Source organism: Turicimonas sp. TL08 (assembly GCF_054660695.1).
The window spans coordinates 72,371-89,583 of record NZ_BAAGDP010000002.1 but is presented as its reverse complement, the minus strand read 5'-3'; the positions used below and the strand labels follow the sequence as shown (position 1 = coordinate 89,583).

Genomic DNA, 17,213 nt, shown 5'->3' with positions numbered 1-17,213 from the left:
TGAGACAGAGAGTTGATTTTTATCGCTTGTAAGTCAGTAGATATTCTGCAGCTTCACGTCCTGCAATCCGTCCAAAAACAAAGTTTCCTGTCATTTCTGTTCCCGCAACCTTATCCTCTCCATGGAGTCCTCCAACTACTTCACCGCATGCGTAGAGTCCTGGTATAGGTTTTCCGGATTTGGACAAAACCTGAGAGTGATTATTTATCGTGATTCCTCCAAGTGTTGAATGAATACCAAGTTGTTCTTTTCCTACATAATATGGAGGAGGCGGGAGAATTCTGGCATTCTGAGCTATTTCTATTTCATCATCAACTTCCCCTGTCACAGCTCTATTGTATCTATCTATAGTTTTTCGAATTTCTTCTAACTGAACGTTAAGTTCTTGAGCTAATTCTTTATAGTCGTTAACAACTTTCAATAAGCCCGTCAAAAGTTTGTATTCAATATTCTCAGTTTCTTCCCCATGCTGAGGGGTGATAACCCAATAATACTTCTCAGGTATTTTCTGAACAGCTTTTCGGAGCTCCTGCCACGAGCATCCCTCCCTTACAAACCTTTTTCCTCTGGGGTCAACGAAGATATCCCAGCCGGACTCCAAAATCGTTCTTCCTCCGACATTTGGAATGCACTGAATTGAATCCATATGGGATAGAGCAATATTGTGTTTCTCAGCAATTGTGATTGCATCGCCTGTAGCTCCGTCATATAAATTTCCAAGGGGGTTAAAATTAGAAATCATCCCTTCGGTTTGGCCAGGGGCATATTTAGCCAGTAATTCGGCATTAGCTGTAAAACCTCCGGTAGCTATGACCAAAGCTTTTGCTCTAACTTGTTTGAGGAGCTTGCCTTCGGGAGTATTTTGTTCAATCAAAACACTTTCCAGTCTTTCATCTTTTCCGATAATAAAATCTTTAAGAGAGGTCTCCAGATAGATCGGTACATTTTTCTCTTTTAACTTTCTTAGAGGAGCCATAACGTAATCGTATCCGCTCTTTGGATTTAAACTTTTGAAGCCCCGAATATGAGGACAACCATAAATTGCCCCGACTTTTGGTCTCCATTTAACCCCTAACGTTCTCATCCACTCTAGAGCCGAACCGCTTTGTTCCGTTAAGGTTTTCACAAGCTGTGCATTATTGTTCTTACCTATGGCCATTATTTGAGAAAACATTAATTCCGGAGAGTCTTCTATTAATTGCTTTTTCTGTAATTCTGGCCAAACCGCAGCTACCGTTCCAGTACTTGTAATTGTATGGCCTCCGACAATGGGTGCCTTATCAATAACAATCAAATCTCTAATTCCGTTTTCTGCCGCTGATATGGCAGCGCAAAGACCTGCTCCTCCAGTTCCCGCGACAATAAGTGAAACTTCATCAGGTAAATCTGCATGAACGGCCTCTGATCTCTGCTTTTTAATTGGTACCTCTCTCGAGAAGGCAGAGTTAGACAATGAAAATTCAAGTATCGCCGGTGACAGAAATAGTCCATTAAAACTACGACGCTTCATTTCAATTTCATCAATAAATGAGTTAACTCAACAGCTGTCTTTACTCCTAATTTTGCAAAACAGTTCGATCTATGTGTTTTAACGGTGTTCAAAGAGACGTTCAATTTGTCCGCAATGTTTTTGTTCAGTACTCCTTGACTAACTAACAAGGCTACTTCTTTTTCTCTTTCTGTAAGCAATAAAAACTTTTTCTTTATTTCGTCCTCTTCACGGCTTTTTTGCGTGGGAGATAAACTCTTGGCCACAGCTTGAACAATGGATTCTCTAAGAGTATTTGGATCGACAGGTTTTTCCAAAAAAGTCTCGGCCCCTGCGGACATGGCCTGAACCACTTTGGGAATTGTTCCTGTCCCTGAAAGAAAAATTATCGGCAACCTACAACCTCTCTGGCGGAGGACTTTTTGTAATTGGAGGCCATCCATCCCTGGCATTGTGAGATCCACCACCATACAGCCAGGGGAATCCCATGATCCGGCGTGTAAAAACATTTCTGCGCTTGCAAATTCTTTTACTTCCCAATTAAGGGTTCTTAAATAGGCAGCTACACTGGATCTCACTTCTTTGTCATCGTCTACAAGAATTATTCTTATTGAGTTAGTTTTTGTCATTTCTTTGAACCTCGTCAATTGAAGCAACCTCGAAAGTGATGATCACTTTGATGCCTCCAGTATCTATTTTTTTATATACAACGGCAGCATTATTATTTTCCGCAATAGATTTGATCAAAGAAACTCCTAATCCTAATCCTCCTGAAGAGGAAGGAAGGGAGGGCATAGAGGAATTTAAGAGCTGAAGAAAAGAATCATCTAGGATTTTTCCTGCGTTTGTTACGTGAACCTCTACTTTTGGATCTCTTTCTATATTATTGTTTTCAATCCTAATTACCACATCAGAGCCTTTGCCTTCTTGAGTCGATGCTGTAACGGCATTTTTAATCAGATTCAAAAACATTAAACGAATTTCAATATCCGAACAAACGACGTCTGCTTCTGTAAAGAATTCCAATTTAATTGAGGCAGGATTTTCCGCATGGTCATCTTGGAAATCTTGAACGGCTCCTCTAACGATGTCATTTAGTTTGAAAACGCCATGTGGAAGCGCCTCATTTTTTGCATAGTTTCGAACTCTGTCAACAATTGTGGATATTCTTTTCAGTGCATTTTCTTGTGCTTCAATTGAATCGGCACTTTGTTCGTCTTCATTTAAAAGTTCATTTAATCGTAATTTCAGCACTGCCATATGATTAGCGCAAACTGTTAAGGGTTGTTTGAGTTCGTGAGCGACCAAACGAGATAGCCCCGACACAACATTGTTGTGTTCGAGAATGTTGACTCTTTCTCTAGTTTCCATCAGATTTTGATGTAATTTGATTTTTTCTTGGCTCAGGTCTCGAACTTCTTTTGTTTTTTTCTCAACCATCTTCTGCAATCTTCTCTCGTTAAGTAAAAGGAGGCACAGAAGAACGAGACCACTTATGAACCAATTTTTGTAGTTTTTCCATAAACCTCGTATTCCTTGATCTCGAAGATAGGAATATGGTCCTATTTCTAGAGTTTTCAATAGATCATCCAAAGAAGTAAAGTCAGATAGATTAGACCATTCATATCCTTCGACCTCTGGCATTGAGAGAACGGCTTTAGCTGCAATCTTTGCATCTTCCTGGGTACACTTTAGAGTAGCTAGAAGTGTAAGGCCTGGAAATAATTCGGTTGACCTGAGACAAGCAGATTCCGTATTTTTTAATTTTCCCACCGGCTTGAATCTTCCTGCAGGTATAAGTCCGACGCTTTCAGCTTCCTCTAAACGGCAAATATTTATGAATCCAACATCGGCCTTGTCATTTAAAAGTGTGTTTAATACATTAGGTGTATCGTGTTGGAGAAACTTGACCTCTTTAAAGAATTTATAAGGATCTTCAACTCCATTTTCTCTTTTAATTTCTCCGATCACCGCGAGCCAAGCTCCCAAGTCCGTGGGTAATGTTGTTGCAACAATCTTTCCTTTTAAGCTTTTCCAATCCTCAATGTCATTTCTATCTTTCTTGGTAATAGCTAAACCGCCAACGGAAAGACCGTGCTTTTCTGTCTTTCCTGCTTTTGTTTTAACGGCAATCCTTCGTTCTTTTATCTCTGGTTTCGAAAGTGAAAAAGACGGCGGTGCAATTAAAAAATCAAACTTTTCTGATAAACCAGAACTCAGAATCTCGGAATCAGGGGCGTTTTCTACTTCAACTTTTCTAGGAGCAAAAGCCTTTCGTAAGCTTTCCACTGTTGCTAGTGTAAAAGAGGATGAAAGACCAGAATGAAAGTAATCAACTAGACCTATGCGGATAGAACTCTCTCCCCTTGCTAAAAGAGGTAAGGAAAGAAAAAGCACAAGCAAAATTCTCATTTAGAAAATTCTAGAAAAGAGGCACATGATTTAATTTTAAAGAGGAGGGCGGTTTTTGTTTTCGTCTTTTTCTGCAAAATGTTCGCCATGCTATTTCTATGGGGCTTGATTCATTCCATATTTTCTATGGGAAAGATGCTCTGTCAATTTATTTCTAAAGAGAGTAAAGGTTTAGAACGGCTTTAAAAGAAAAAACTAAAAGCTGAAAAGGTCGTCAATTTAAGTGGAATTAGAAGAAAATACCAACAGCACAAGGAAGCTTACTAAAACAAATAAGTGATTAATGAACTTTTCATCGTACGTTTGCTCATTAATGAAGATCGAAAAAGAGTTCACTATTTAAAATTTCTATGCAACTAGATGGAAAAGACTGTCATAAGAAGACATGTTACATACTTACAGTAGCCATAAAAATTTAAGATTACCGTGTCTGGACTAAAATCGAGGATTCACTCGGAGAGACCAATGAAGATAATACTAGCTCAGCCACGCGGATTTTGTGCCGGAGTAGAAAGGGCCATAGAAATTGTTGAAAGAGCACTTGAAGTCCATGGGGCTCCTATTTATGTACGCCATGAGATCGTTCATAACAAATATGTCGTTAATGCTCTAAAGCAAAAGGGCTCGATTTTTGTCAATGAAATTGACGAAGTACCCGATGGCTCCGTTTTAATTTTTTCTGCCCACGGAGTTCCAAAAAAGGTAGCGGAAAAGGCAGCTTCTCGAGATTTAGTTATCTACGATGCCACTTGTCCCTTAGTAAGAAAGGTTCATGCAGAAGTCTCAAAAATGCATAAAGCCGGTTATGAAATCATTATGATCGGCCACGTTGGCCATCCGGAAGTGGAAGGAACCGTAGGTCAGGTTGATCAACATGTCGAAGTAGTGGAATCAGCCGAACAAGTCGAAAACCTTCAACTCAAGAATCCTGAGAAAGTTGCCTATGTCAGTCAGACTACTATTTCCTGCGACGATTCTAAAGTTGTTATTAATGCGTTGAAGAGGAAATATCCAAAGGTGCTAGAGCCCAAGAAAGCGGATATATGCTATGCCACTCAGAACCGTCAAGATGCCGTAAAAGAACTGGCTAAGCGTTCTGATCTGATTTTAGTTGTAGGAAGCAAAACAAGTTCGAACTCCAATCGCTTGCGTGAAGTAGCCGAAGGGGTAGGCACCAAGGCTTATTTGCTTGATGACGCTTCTGAGATTGATCCGGGTTGGCTTAAAGGTGTAGAAAGTATCGGAATTACAGCCGGTGCAAGTGCTCCGGAGATTTTGGTTGAAGAAATTATTGAAAGACTCAAAGAATTTGAACCTTGTGAAGTAATCGCAATGGAAGGCGTAGAGGAGAACGTAGAATTCCCGCTTCCCAAAGGCCTATGGAAAAAAGATCTTGAGGAAGCAAAATCTCAAAATAAGGTGTAATTTGGCGTAAAAGAAGCGAAAAGGAATAAGTTCACGGTTTAAAAAACATTCTCCAAATCAAGAGTTCAACATGACTAAAAAGAAAACAGTTTCTGAGACTCCTGCTACGGCTTGGCTTAAAGCAAAGAAAGTTCCTTATGAAGAAGGTATTTACGAATACGTCGAACATGGCGGCACTAGCCAAGCGGCACAATGTTTCGGAGTAGATGAGCATAATGTCGTCAAGACCTTAATCATGCAGGATGAACACGAAAAACCGTTAGTAGTTTTGATGCATGGAGACTGTGAAGTCTCGACAAAGAATCTAGCTCGAGAAATCGGTAAAAAGCATATTCAGCCCTGCAAACCCGAAGTTGCCCAAAGAAATTCCGGTTACCAGGTCGGAGGAACCTCTCCCTTCGGAACGAAGAAGAATATGCCGATCTATGTAGAGGAAAGCATTCTCAGCTTGCCCTTCATTTACATCAACGGCGGCAGAAGAGGATTCAACGTCAAACTCGATCCGAAGATTTTGGTGGATGCTTTAGGCGCAACGCCGGTCAATTGCGCCAATCCGAAGTAATCATTGGAAACCTTCAAGCTGCCACTTCGGTTTAATTGAGAAGCCCTCCTTCGGGAGGGTTTTGATGTTTTGAAGATGACTTGCGGCTGCAGCTGCAATCATGGCGCCGTTATCCGTGCATAAAGCCAGAGGAGGAAAGTAGACCTTAACGCCGATTTTCTTACAGGCTTTAATTAATCCTTCGCGCAGTTGTTTGTTTGCACTGACGCCGCCCGCAACGACTAAAGACTTATAGCCGGTTTTCTTAAGAGCTTTAACGGTTTTCTTGACGAGAACTTCAGTGACGGAATCAACAAAAGCTCTGGCAAGGTCATTTTTAAAGGATTGAGCTGATGGATCTTCAGCCAATCTAATGGTATTCATGACTGCGGTTTTTAAGCCGGAAAAACTGAAATCAAGGTTGTCGGCATGAAGCAGGGGTCGCGGAAGGTTAATGGCACCCGGAGTCCCTTGTTCCGCAAAGCGAGACACGGCTGGGCCTCCCGGATAGCATTCTCCAAGCGCCTGAGCGGTTTTATCGAATGCCTCCCCGACGGCATCATCTAATGTTTCGCCAAGCAGTTCATATTTACCGGGAGAAGCAACCTTCATAATTTGGGTGTGTCCTCCCGAGACGAGCAGGGCAATAAATGGGAATTTAAGATCTTCTCCGGCGAGCAGACAAGAGTAAAGATGCCCTTCCATATGGTGGACCCCGATGACGGGGATGTTTAACGCCAAACCGATAGCATAACCTACGGAGGTTCCCACCAAAAGAGCACCCGCAAGTCCCGGTCCTTCGGTTACCGCGACTGCGTCAATATCTTTTTTGGAGATGTTAGCTTCGGCAAGAACTTGATCAAGCAAAGGAATGATTCGTCTGATATGGTCACGGCTGGCGAGTTCGGGAACGACACCTCCATAGAGTTTGTGCATATCAATTTGTGAGTGAAGAGCTGCGCCGAGCAGTCCTTTTTCGGAATCATAAAGCGCTACCCCGGTTTCATCACAGCTGGATTCAATTCCTAAAATAATCATGTTTTTGCCTTATAAGAAGAGAGTCAATTCTAATCTTCTAAGAAAGTCCAAGGAACAGAATAATCTCAAAAGGTGAATTTCTTCTTCGTTACATAAAAAATACATATTCTCAAAAGAATCAAAGGAAAAAATTCTGAATTTGGATTACAATTGCAAACTTTCGAGTCATATAGAAGTCAGTTTGAATTTCTATAGTTGACTCAAACAAGTACACTTTTTAGTTAATTAATTTTAGTTTAGGTGCTAGATGCCCACTATTCGCGTTAAAGAAAACGAACCGTTTGAAGTTGCTCTCCGCCGCTTCAAGCGCACTATTGAAAAGAGCGGCTTGCTCACAGAGCTCCGCGCCCGTGAGTTTTATGAAAAGCCAACTGCAGAACGCAAGCGCAAAAAAGCCGCTGCTATCAAGCGTCACTACAAGCGTCTCCGCAGCATGATGCTTCCTAAGAAGCTTTACTAATCTTTTTTCGCAGATCTACGATGAGTTTAAAAGATCAAATTACAGCTGATATGAAAGCTGCTATGCGTGCTCATGAAGCAGCACGTCTTAGTACGATCCGTCTTCTGATGGCTGCTATTAAGCAGAAAGAAGTTGACGAACGCATCGTTGCTGATGATGCAGCTATCCAACAAATTATCGCTAAACTTATCAAACAAAGACGTGATTCTGTTGAGCAATACAGAGCCGGCGGCAGAGATGATTTGGCAGATAAGGAAGCCTTTGAGATTGAAGTTTTAAGTGCTTATCTTCCTAAGCAGATGAGCGATGAAGAGATCGCTGCTGTTGTTGATGAAGTGCTCAAAGAAAACGGACTCAGCGGTATGGCTGCCATGGGAAAGGCAATTGGCTTAATTAAACCTAAAGTAGCTGGAAAAGCTGATATGGGTAAAGTAAGCGCTTTAGTCAAAGCGAAATTAGCTCAGTAGTTTCTTTCTTACACCTATACAAGCCTCGTTGGGTAACGCCTTCGAGGCTTTTCTTTCAGAGGACGCACCGTGTTCATTGCTCAATCGTTTATAAAAGATTTGCTTGAAAGAGTAGATATCTTTGATACGATTAATCGCCGAATTACTCTCAAAGTAAAAGGCGAGAACGGATGGGCATGCTGTCCTTTTCATAACGAAAAAACCTCCAGCTTTTCCGTCAGCAGGCAGAAACAGTTCTATCACTGCTTCGGTTGCGGAGAACACGGGAATGCAATTTCATTCCTGATGAAGTACGAGGGCTTGGACTTTACCTCGGCCGTTGAGAAACTTGCTCAAGAAAACGGTTTGCAAGTCCGCTATGAAGGTAATCCGGTAAAGAGAAATCCGGAAGCTCCTCGCTTAGTGGATCTCATGGGTAAAGCTCAAGAGTATTACCGCTCGAAGCTTCAAACCAACCCATCAGCTCTTAAATACATAACTGACCGCGGATTGACGGCGGAAACTATTGAAAAATTCGGAATTGGATTTGCTCCTGACAACTGGCGCAATCTTTCGGAAATCTTTGGCTCGGCCAATACTAAATATTTAATCGAAGCAGGTCTGCAAAGAGAAGGAAAGAACGGCAACGAACCGTACGATTTTTTCCGTAATCGGCTGATGTTCCCGATCCGCAATGTGCGGGGACAAGTTATTGCTTTCAGTGCCCGTACCATGACGGGCGAAGAGCCGAAGTACATCAATACCGGTGAGACTCCTATTTTTAAAAAAGGAAGTGAAGTTTTTGGTCTGTACGAGGCTCAGCGCTTTATTCGAGAAAAGAATCGTGCGATTGTGGTTGAGGGCCAAATGGACGTCATTCAACTTTCTCAGGCCGGATTCAAAGAAGCTTGTGCTCCACTTGGAACGGCTATTCGCTCGGAGCATGTCGAAAGACTGCTGAAGGTAACGGATCATATTATTTTTTCTTTTGACGGCGATAATGCCGGAAGAAAGGCGGCCCGAAGAGCAATGGAACTGACTCTGCCTTTACTTAAAGAAGCGCAGAAAGCGTCCTTTTTGTTTCTTCCCGAAGGAGAGGATCCGGACAGCTATGTCAAAAATTACGGGGCTCCCGAATTTGAGAAATTGCTTTCTCAGGCCCAGCCGTTATCGTCGTATCTAATTGATAACCTCTCCGAGGGGCTTGATCTGAAAGTTCCGGAAGATAAGAGTGAGTTTTTATCGGCAGCCGCGCCCCTGGTTCGTTCGATATCTAATTCTTTGTACCGCAGTGCGGTTCTGAGTAATATCGCCAAGGCCGCGGGCGTCAATGATGTACGAGTTCTTGCTGCACAGCTGGGAGTTTCTTTGCCTGCGGCAGCTGCGGCCCCGGAAAGAAGGTTTCGAGGAGGAGGTTTCCAGCCTTGGATTCCTCAAAATGCAGCCCACTCGAACTACGGATTTCAAAAAAGAAGAGTAGCGCCGGAAAAGAACCGTCTTCTGAGAACGGTACTGAGAAATTTTGTTCTCTTTCCTCAGCTGGCAGTGCTTTATGAAAAAGCAGCGACAGAATTGTTTTCTACTATAGAAAATGAGACGGCTCAAACCATTCTCAGTCTCATAGCGATTATTTTCAAGGAGAGCGAAGACGGCTATTCAATTCAAAACTCTTTGATTTCAATCCCGGATCCGTTATCTCCTCAATTTGAAGAGACGGTTGAAGCCGCAAGATCTTTGATTCTGACGATTGTTTCGCTGGAAGAAGGCAAAGAAATGATTCAGGAAGAATTAATCCGCGGAAGAGATTTGGGCACCAATTATTTTGCGGCTGAAAAAGAGACTCAAACAATATTTTATAAATTTGAGTTAGAACACATAGAGGAAGAAAAGAAGAACTTGCTCTCCGGGGAATTGACGGAAGAGGATAAGGATCTTTTGAGGGTTTATCAAAACAAAGCCAAGCTTCTTAAAGCGCAAATCCAAGATTTAACGAAAAAGATCAGCAAGGATTTGCAATAGTAGAAATATTTTGTTACTAAATGAATTCTTGTTTGTGATATAATTAGAAGTTTCAGAGGTAATCTCTGAGTATTGTCGCCCAGGAGATCGCGAAAGATCGGAGGCATTTTAACCCTTAAGGAAGTTCTTGAGCAAAGCAGTAAAGGCCGAGAAAGGCAGCAGGTATGCGTATTAGCTTTGACAAAGAATGGAATTAAGGTATTGCTGCAAGTGTTCGTTTAGAAAAGAAACTTGTTATGCAAAGACAATTAGTCAAATTGAAGGTGAAAGAATGGCGACTGCCAAAAAATCTACTTCTACTAAATCAACTACAACAAAATCAACTACAACAAAAGCAGCTGAAGACAACGCAGAGAAAGTTGAGGCTGCAAAGGCCGTAAAAACCGCAGCAGCTGCAGAAACTAAACCTAAAAGAAGAACCACTAAAAAAGCCGTTAAGGAAGAAGAGACCGCAGCAGCAGTTGAAGCAACACCAGCTAAGTCTACCCGTAAGAGAGCAGTAAAAACTGCTGAAGCCGAAACTACAACAGCACCTGAGACAGCTGCAGAAGCAGCTCCAAAGAAGACTCGCGGCCGCAAGCCGGCAGTAAAGACAGCTGAGGCAGCTCCTGCAGAAGCAGCCGAGAAGAAGTCCACACGCGGACGCAAGAAAGCTGTTAAGGAGGAATCGCCTGCAGAGGATGTTGAAGCCGCTGAAGAGCCGGTAGTTAAAAAATCCACACGGGGCAGAAAGCCGAAAGCTGATTCTGCCAAAGCTTCTAAGACATCAAGAGCTTCCAAATCCAACGAAGACGATTTAGTTGGAGAAGCCGATGATGACGCCTATGATGAAGAGGTTGCGATTGCAGAAGCTTACGTGCCTCCAACATCACGCCGCGGCCGTGGAAAAGGTGCAAAAGACAAAGCCATGAAAGAGGCTATTTCCAGAAGCTTCAGTCATCATGACGAAGACAGTAAGGAAAACAGACTCAACAAGCTTCGTGCACTTATCCGCATGGGTAAAGAAAGAGGTTATTTGACTTACTCTGAAGTCAATGACCACATGCCGGAAAATATTGTTGAACCGGAACAGATTGACCAGATTGTTTCCACTCTGGCTGACTTGGGTATTCAGGTTTACGAACAGGCACCGACTGCTGATGATTTGTTGATCGGAGATTCTGTTCCGACAGCAACGGACGATGCTGCTGAAGAAGAAGCAGAAGCTGCATTGGCTACCGTTGACCCGGAATTCGGCAGAACAACTGACCCGGTCCGTCTCTACATGAGAGAAATGGGTTCCGTTGAATTGCTGACTCGTGAGGGCGAAATTGAAATCGCAAAGAGAATTGAGGATGGTCTCAAGCACATGGTTCATGCGATTTCCGGCTGCCCGACTACCATTGCGGAAATTCTTGAAATCGGACAAAAGGTTCGTGACGGTCAGATTCAGATTGACGAGATCGTAGACGGTTTGGTTGACGGTCTTGATGATGAAGTAATCAATCAGCCTGAAGACGATGACGAAAGTACCGATATCGGTGCTTCCGGTATGACTGCAGGTCAGCTTGACGAACTCAAGACACGAGTTCTCGAAAAGCTGGACCACTGCACCGCTTTGTATGAGAAGCTTAAAGAAGCCTATCAGAAAGACGGATATCGCTCCGAAGCTTACATCAAAGCTCAGAATGAAATCCAGGAAGAACTTCTTACCTTACGTTTTACAGCCAACACCGTTGAGCGTTTGTGCACTCTTCTGAAGACACAGGTTGAAGGGGTAAGGAAGGTTGAATCTCGTATTTACGACATCATGGTTAACAGAGCCAAGATGCCGAGAGACTACTTCCTTGACAACTTCTTCAGCAAAGAAACTCAGTTGGAATGGACGACCGCGGAAGCCAATTCCGGTAAGCCTTATGCTTCAGTGCTGCAGCGCAATCTTCCGGAAATCCAGCAGCTGCAGTCTCAGCTGGCTACCGTTCAGAACCAAGTTACCCTTCCTTTGAAGGATCTCAAGGATGTCTACAATCAAATGGCCACCGGCGAAGCAAAAGCCAGAAAGGCCAAGAGAGAGATGACAGAAGCTAACCTTAGATTGGTTATTTCTATTGCTAAGAAGTACACCAATAGAGGTCTTCAGTTCTTGGACTTGATTCAGGAAGGCAACGTCGGTTTGATGAAGGCTGTGGACAAGTTCGAATACCGCCGCGGATATAAGTTCTCTACCTATGCCACATGGTGGATTCGCCAGGCTATTACACGTTCCATCGCCGATCAGGCTAGAACCATTCGTATTCCTGTTCATATGATTGAGACCATCAACAAGATGAACAGAATTTCCCGCCAGATTCTGCAGGAAACCGGGGTTGAGCCGGATCCGTCAGTACTGGCTGAGAAGATGGATATGCCGGAAGATAAGATCCGCAAGATCCTTAAGATCGCCAAGGAACCAATTTCTATGGAAACTCCGATTGGTGATGACGAGGATTCACATCTTGGCGATTTCATTGAAGACGTTGGAACTGTTGCACCTGCCGAAGCAGCTCAGCATTCCAGCCTTCAGGAAATCACCAAAGAGGTTTTGGATTCTTTGACTCCGAGAGAAGCCAAGGTTTTGAGAATGCGTTTCGGTATTGAAATGAATACTGACCACACTCTCGAAGAAGTCGGCAGACAGTTTGACGTTACTCGTGAAAGAATTCGTCAGATTGAAGCTAAAGCACTTCGCAAGCTTCGTCACCCAAGCCGCGCTGAAAAGCTCAAGAGCTTCTTAGAAGGCGGCAGTGATTCATAATCATTGTTCTTAAATACAAAAAACCGAGACATCAAACTCTCGGTTTTTTGTTGCCGGCGGTTCGAGTATTACTTAGGCAGTCAAGAAGAGGAGGTCGAATTTTTCTGACAGACAGGTCGGAAAGATTCACTCAAATGTTACCCATAGTCAGTCCATCAGTCAGAATGTTGGATTTGAATGAATCGGTGACTTCTGATAAAATTCACGCTCTTTCGAGAAAAGATCAACTTTTCTCAGGCCCCATAGCTCAGTTGGTTAGAGCAGTCGACTCATAATCGATTGGTCACTGGTTCAAGTCCAGTTGGGGCCACCACTCTCCCACTTTTCTCCATTCATCATCACTCCTGAATATCACTCAGTAGAAAAGGCAATAAGAAAAAAAGTCGTAAATTTTGTGAGAATCTCGGTTTCGATCTACTTCTTTTCTGTATATCCGACTTCTTTGAGCCAATTTGAAATGAGCCTGGGAGCTGACGATGTTTGAGAGGAGTGGATCCACAAACTGCGTGGAAGAAAGTCACCTTTTGGAATCAGTCGGTGAGCATCGCGTTCAACTCCGGATATTCCGCTGCTGGCACTCGAGACAATAAGTCCCAACTTTTTTCCTTCCAACTCATTGGCATTGTTATATAAAAAAGTTTGCATAGGCGCTGCCATCTGACTCCATCAGAGAGGCGTTCCTATAATGATGAATTCATAGGAAGAAAAATCTATTTTTGTAGGTTCAATGGGAGGATAGGATTTTGAATCATTTGGATTTCGACGAATTCTATCGATTAAATCACTTCCGAGTGAATAGTTATTGGCGGCATAATTAAGTCCTTTTTGCATTGGTTCGACCTTAACCAGATCAGCTCCTGTTTCAGCCTTAACAGTTTCGGCAATCTTTTCAATATTTCCGCTGAAACTATAGAAGATCATCAAAGTTTTGGCTTCGGCATAAGAGACAGCCGTACTTAAACCTAACAATGCGGTAATTAATAATTTTTTCATAGATTAATCTCACAGTCATAAGAGTAAAAAAATTAGATTTCTTTAACGAGATATTTTCTGTTTCCTGCTCCAATTGAAGATAAGTATTCCAGCTGGAGGAATCCTCTGTCGATTTTGACTTTTGTTGAGTACCGGTCATATTTTTCCGGTTCTAGCCCGTAAATGAGATCGACAGCTGCCTGATCTGCCGCCAGAAGGTCTAATGAACCAACTATGCCAAGAGAGCCGTTGTTGACCTTTGTTCCTTCCAGAGGTTGTACTGAAATGTCGGATAACACATTGATGAAAAGAAGACGGTTCCCCATCGCATCATGAATGCCTTTGGAGGCATCCGCTAACCTCCTAAAAAAGCCCGGATCGCGCTGAACGCTATGACTGTGAACTTGAGTCTTTCCTTCTCCGCTTGCAAGACCAATACCTACGTTCTTGCATGCTCCGGAGAATCCGGCGAAGCTAGGAATCCTAAAGTTAGCCGTGACGGCTACGCAACCGTATTCTTTCAAAAGTGCTGTTGGAACTGAGATCTCTTTCAGCTCTTTACCGCCATCAATTGGAACGAAAGTAAATTCACTGTTACGGTCAAGGATATCAAGCTGAGTAGGAGATATGCCTTGGGAAGTAATGGCTCGAATATTTCCAGGGGTATTGCCTCTTCCCGACGGATAAAGAGAAGCATAGTTGCACTCTACGAACTTACTGTTAGGAATATGCTTTTGGAGCGCTTTCCATAGTTCTCGATTATTGTCGACATCATCACCGTGAAGCTTGATTCCTGTAAGGCCCCCACGGTCAGGAATTCCGGCATCCTTTCTTAATCGGTCATAAATGTCGATGAAGTTGTTTGAGCTGACATTTTTTGCAAAGTACACAACAGGCAAGTCTTGAGTATTTGAATGTGAAGTATCTGCGGCAAATACTGACCTTTCTAAGATAGGGAGAGTGCAAGTGGCTAAGAGTAAAGTTCTACGCGATATTCCCTGGTTTTCTTTCATGACATTCGTCCTTCCAAAATGATTTAGCCTCAAGGAAATGAAAAAGGTTGCGTCTCTTCTATTCAAAAGTTGAAGATTTTCCTAACGAGGATAGTGAAACAGTAGGCAGCTGAAGGAAGGATTGCTGAATTACCGTTTTATCTCCAAACTGAATTCAAATCATTTGAAAGAAGATGAAATCTTCAGTCCTTGTTTGGACTTATCTTATGGAACCGTGAGAAAAATATCCAATGATTTGTTTTCATAAGCATTCATACCTAAAACGCATAAATAACTGTCCTAGCAGAAGGCTAAAGGACGAGCTTGTTTTGAGCTTGAAAGAACTTTCGCTTACACACTTTCTTGATTCCTTGATTTCATGAGCAGTAACCTTAATTAGAAGAGCCGTCAGAGCCGTTTCCTTTGTTCAACTAAATATCCAATTCTGCTAAAATTTTTAGATTGTCTGCCTTTATAAGACACCTATAAATTTGGAAAAATCAATGTCAGAATTAACTAAATTTCCCGGAGCTTTTACAGCCCCTATTCAAAGTGAAAATGGTCCTATCTACGTATTAGGCCACAAGAACCCCGATACAGATTCAATCGTCGGTGCAATTGCTGCTGCTAATCTTTACAAAGGCAGAGGCTATGATGTCAAGCCGGTTGCTCAAGGAAAACCAGCTCCTGAAACAGCTTTCGTATTAGAAAAGTTTAATTTAGAAGCTCCTGAAGTTATTTCCAGCGTTGCAGGCAAAGATTTCTTCTTGGTTGACTACGCAGACCTCAAACAAGCTCCTGAAGACTTCAAAGAAGGAAGACTTCTTGGAATCGTTGACCATCATAAACTTGGTGATGTAAGTTCCGATTCTCCTTTGGAATGCTGGATTTGGCCGGTTGGATCATCCAACACTATCCTCAAAGTCATGCATGACTTCTATGGAGTTGAGCTTCCAAAGAACATCGCCGGTGCAATGTTGTGCGCCATTCTTTCCGATACTTTGATTTTTAACAGCCCGACAGCTACTCCATTGGACAAAAAAGTTGTTGAAGAGTTGGCTAAGATTGCTGAAGTTGAAGATATTGAAGCTCTTGGCATGGAAATGTTCAAGGCAAAGAGCAATCTCAATGACACTCCAAAGGCACTTCTTAACCGCGATTTCAAAGATTTCGAAATGGGTGAAAAGAAGATTGGCATCGGTCAGTTGGAACTCATTGCTGAAGATATGGTTACTCCTGAACTTAAAGCTAAACTCATTGAAGAAATGGACAAGGCTAAAGAAGAAGGAAGAGATGACGTTGTTTTGGTCATCACTGACATTCTCAAGAAAGGTTCCAGATTAATGGTTGTCGGACCTGACGCTGCTTCCATCGCAGAAACTTTAGGCGCAGATGCTGATATGTGGATGGATGGTGTTTTGAGCCGTAAGAAACAGATTGTTCCACCATTGCAGAAAAAATTCGCTTAATCATTTCTAGCTTAAGGCCTGCCTCCGTGCAGGTCTTTTTCGAAGAGCGGAAATGTTGTCAATCTTCGAAAAAGATTAAGCAGTAGTTAAAATCGGTTGGCTAGACTTGGTCAACTTTGATAGAGAAAAGAAATATGACTTCAAAAAAATGCGTTATTGCTACTAGAGAGAGCCCATTGGCTCTTTGGCAGACCAAGTTTGTTCAATCACTCCTCAAAGAAAAATATCCTGATCTGGATGTTGAATTATTAGGCATCACCACAAAAGGAGACAAAATCCTCGATGTGACACTTTCCAAGATCGGAGGCAAAGGTCTCTTTGTTAAAGAACTTGAAGTCGCAATGCTTGAGAAAAAGGCAGATCTTGCCGTTCATAGTTTGAAAGACGTACCGATGGTACTTCCGGAAGAATTTGAACTCGGAGCCGTTCTTAAAAGGGAAGATCCGAGAGATGCATTTGTTTCCTCGAAATATAACAGCCTTGAAGAGATGCCTTACAACGCCGTTGTCGGCACAGCCAGTTTGAGAAGAGAGCTGATACTTCGTGCTAGATTTCCTCACTTGAAAGTTAAAACTATCAGAGGAAATGTGGGCACTAGACTTGCCAAACTTGATAACGGCGAATTTGATGCTCTTGTTATGGCAACGGCAGGTCTCAAGCGCCTTGGCATGACTGACAGAATTAAGACAATTATTCCTGCTCCATTGTCTTTACCTTCTCCCGGACAAGGTGCTATCGGCATTGAAATCCGAAAAGGGGATAAGGAAACTGCTGAATTGATATCCTTCCTTAACAACGAAGAAACACGTCTTTGCACCAGAGCTGAGAGAGAAGTTTCTCGCGCCTTGGGCGGTTCTTGCCAGGTTCCTTTGGCTGCCTATGCAACAATCGATGGAGACCAAATGCACCTACGCGCTTTGGTGGGCAATCACAAGACCGGAGAACACATAAAGGCCGATGTCTTCGGTCCGGCAAATGAACCGGAAAAGAATGCTCAGAAAGCACTGCGCATCCTTAGAGAAAATGGTGCTGAAGAACTTTTGAAAGAAGTTTTAGAAGAAAAATAAAATTGTTTTTTCCTTCTCGATTGATAGAAGGAAGAAAAGTTCTTTCCTGTTCTAAAGAATTGAGAACATTTCAGTTTCCAAGTTCTGAACTTGCCTGAGCTGTTCTCAAA

General features: G+C 42.6%; 16 protein-coding genes, 1 tRNA gene and 1 pseudogene. 10 read left to right on the top strand and 8 right to left on the bottom strand.

The window, feature by feature from the left end:
• Nucleotides 1-19: 19 nt before the first annotated feature.
• From ACYQ4O_RS01675 to ACYQ4O_RS01660, 4 genes and pseudogenes are all read right to left on the bottom strand, one after another.
• Nucleotides 20-1,510, bottom strand: coding sequence for an FAD-dependent oxidoreductase (locus tag ACYQ4O_RS01675; RefSeq protein ID WP_460174535.1), 1,491 nt, complete (start codon nt 1,508-1,510; stop codon nt 20-22).
• The gene (locus ACYQ4O_RS01670; protein ID WP_460174534.1) at nt 1,507-2,118 is read right to left on the bottom strand and encodes a response regulator transcription factor; all 612 of its coding nucleotides are present in this window, start codon (nt 2,116-2,118) and stop codon (nt 1,507-1,509) included. Before ACYQ4O_RS01670 ends, ACYQ4O_RS01675 begins: the two co-directional genes overlap by 4 nt.
• Nucleotides 2,105-2,929 (bottom strand): sensor histidine kinase, encoded by an 825-nt coding sequence (locus ACYQ4O_RS01665; RefSeq protein WP_460174586.1) that lies wholly within the window; start codon nt 2,927-2,929, stop codon nt 2,105-2,107. Before ACYQ4O_RS01665 ends, ACYQ4O_RS01670 begins: the two co-directional genes overlap by 14 nt.
• A 261-nt stretch (nt 2,930-3,190) precedes the next feature.
• A pseudogene (locus ACYQ4O_RS01660) lies at nt 3,191-3,559 on the bottom strand (PhnD/SsuA/transferrin family substrate-binding protein); the annotation flags it as partial.
• Here ACYQ4O_RS01660 and ACYQ4O_RS01655 point away from each other — a divergent pair.
• The 3 genes from ACYQ4O_RS01655 (at nt 3,552) to ybaK (ending at nt 5,888) form a co-directional block, all read left to right on the top strand.
• The gene (locus ACYQ4O_RS01655; protein WP_460174589.1) at nt 3,552-3,815 is read left to right on the top strand and encodes a hypothetical protein; all 264 of its coding nucleotides are present in this window, start codon (nt 3,552-3,554) and stop codon (nt 3,813-3,815) included. The pseudogene ACYQ4O_RS01660 and the gene ACYQ4O_RS01655 sit on opposite strands and share 8 nt — an antisense overlap.
• A 551-nt stretch (nt 3,816-4,366) precedes the next feature.
• Complete coding sequence (gene ispH, locus ACYQ4O_RS01650) at nt 4,367-5,326, top strand: 4-hydroxy-3-methylbut-2-enyl diphosphate reductase (protein WP_308512775.1); 960 nt, start codon at nt 4,367-4,369, stop codon at nt 5,324-5,326.
• A 70-nt stretch (nt 5,327-5,396) separates the two neighbouring features.
• Nucleotides 5,397-5,888, top strand: a complete 492-nt coding sequence (gene ybaK / locus ACYQ4O_RS01645; protein ID WP_308512776.1) for a Cys-tRNA(Pro) deacylase — start codon at nt 5,397-5,399, stop codon at nt 5,886-5,888.
• Here ybaK and tsaD read toward each other — a convergent pair whose 3' ends face one another.
• Nucleotides 5,889-6,905 (bottom strand): tRNA (adenosine(37)-N6)-threonylcarbamoyltransferase complex transferase subunit TsaD, encoded by a 1,017-nt coding sequence (tsaD, locus tag ACYQ4O_RS01640; protein WP_308512777.1) that lies wholly within the window; start codon nt 6,903-6,905, stop codon nt 5,889-5,891.
• Nucleotides 6,906-7,152: 247 nt separating this feature from the next.
• Between tsaD and rpsU the strand changes: the two genes are divergently transcribed.
• The 5 genes from rpsU (at nt 7,153) to ACYQ4O_RS01615 (ending at nt 12,916) form a co-directional block, all read left to right on the top strand.
• A complete protein-coding gene (gene rpsU, locus ACYQ4O_RS01635) occupies nt 7,153-7,365 on the top strand; it encodes a 30S ribosomal protein S21 (protein ID WP_008811706.1) in 213 nt (70 codons plus the stop codon).
• Between the two features lie 20 nt (nt 7,366-7,385).
• Nucleotides 7,386-7,832, top strand: a complete 447-nt coding sequence (locus ACYQ4O_RS01630) for a GatB/YqeY domain-containing protein (RefSeq protein WP_066590867.1) — start codon at nt 7,386-7,388, stop codon at nt 7,830-7,832.
• A 69-nt stretch (nt 7,833-7,901) separates the two neighbouring features.
• Nucleotides 7,902-9,830 carry a DNA primase gene (dnaG, locus tag ACYQ4O_RS01625; protein ID WP_308512778.1) on the top strand — a complete coding sequence of 643 codons (1,929 nt, stop codon included), beginning with the start codon at nt 7,902-7,904 and terminating at the stop codon, nt 9,828-9,830.
• A gap of 271 nt (nt 9,831-10,101) precedes the next feature.
• A complete protein-coding gene (gene rpoD / locus ACYQ4O_RS01620; protein WP_308512779.1) occupies nt 10,102-12,603 on the top strand; it encodes an RNA polymerase sigma factor RpoD in 2,502 nt (833 codons plus the stop codon).
• 236 nt (nt 12,604-12,839) lie between these two features.
• Nucleotides 12,840-12,916 (top strand) — tRNA-Ile (locus tag ACYQ4O_RS01615).
• 101 nt (nt 12,917-13,017) lie between these two features.
• On the opposite strand, the gene ACYQ4O_RS01610 is transcribed toward ACYQ4O_RS01615, so the two are convergent.
• From ACYQ4O_RS01610 to ACYQ4O_RS01600, 3 genes are read right to left on the bottom strand one after another with little or no spacing between them, the layout of a single operon-like run.
• Nucleotides 13,018-13,248, bottom strand: a complete 231-nt coding sequence (locus ACYQ4O_RS01610) for a hypothetical protein (RefSeq protein ID WP_460174533.1) — start codon at nt 13,246-13,248, stop codon at nt 13,018-13,020.
• A 21-nt stretch (nt 13,249-13,269) separates the two neighbouring features.
• Complete coding sequence (locus ACYQ4O_RS01605) at nt 13,270-13,596, bottom strand: flavodoxin (protein ID WP_460174532.1); 327 nt, start codon at nt 13,594-13,596, stop codon at nt 13,270-13,272.
• 32 nt (nt 13,597-13,628) lie between these two features.
• Nucleotides 13,629-14,588, bottom strand: a complete 960-nt coding sequence (locus ACYQ4O_RS01600) for a DUF362 domain-containing protein (RefSeq protein ID WP_308512781.1) — start codon at nt 14,586-14,588, stop codon at nt 13,629-13,631.
• 482 nt (nt 14,589-15,070) lie between these two features.
• On the opposite strand from ACYQ4O_RS01600, the gene ACYQ4O_RS01595 reads away from it, so the two are divergent.
• Nucleotides 15,071-16,036 (top strand): manganese-dependent inorganic pyrophosphatase, encoded by a 966-nt coding sequence (locus ACYQ4O_RS01595; RefSeq protein WP_308512782.1) that lies wholly within the window; start codon nt 15,071-15,073, stop codon nt 16,034-16,036.
• A 134-nt stretch (nt 16,037-16,170) separates the two neighbouring features.
• The gene (gene hemC, locus ACYQ4O_RS01590; protein WP_308512783.1) at nt 16,171-17,103 is read left to right on the top strand and encodes a hydroxymethylbilane synthase; all 933 of its coding nucleotides are present in this window, start codon (nt 16,171-16,173) and stop codon (nt 17,101-17,103) included.
• Nucleotides 17,104-17,213: the final 110 nt, after the last annotated feature.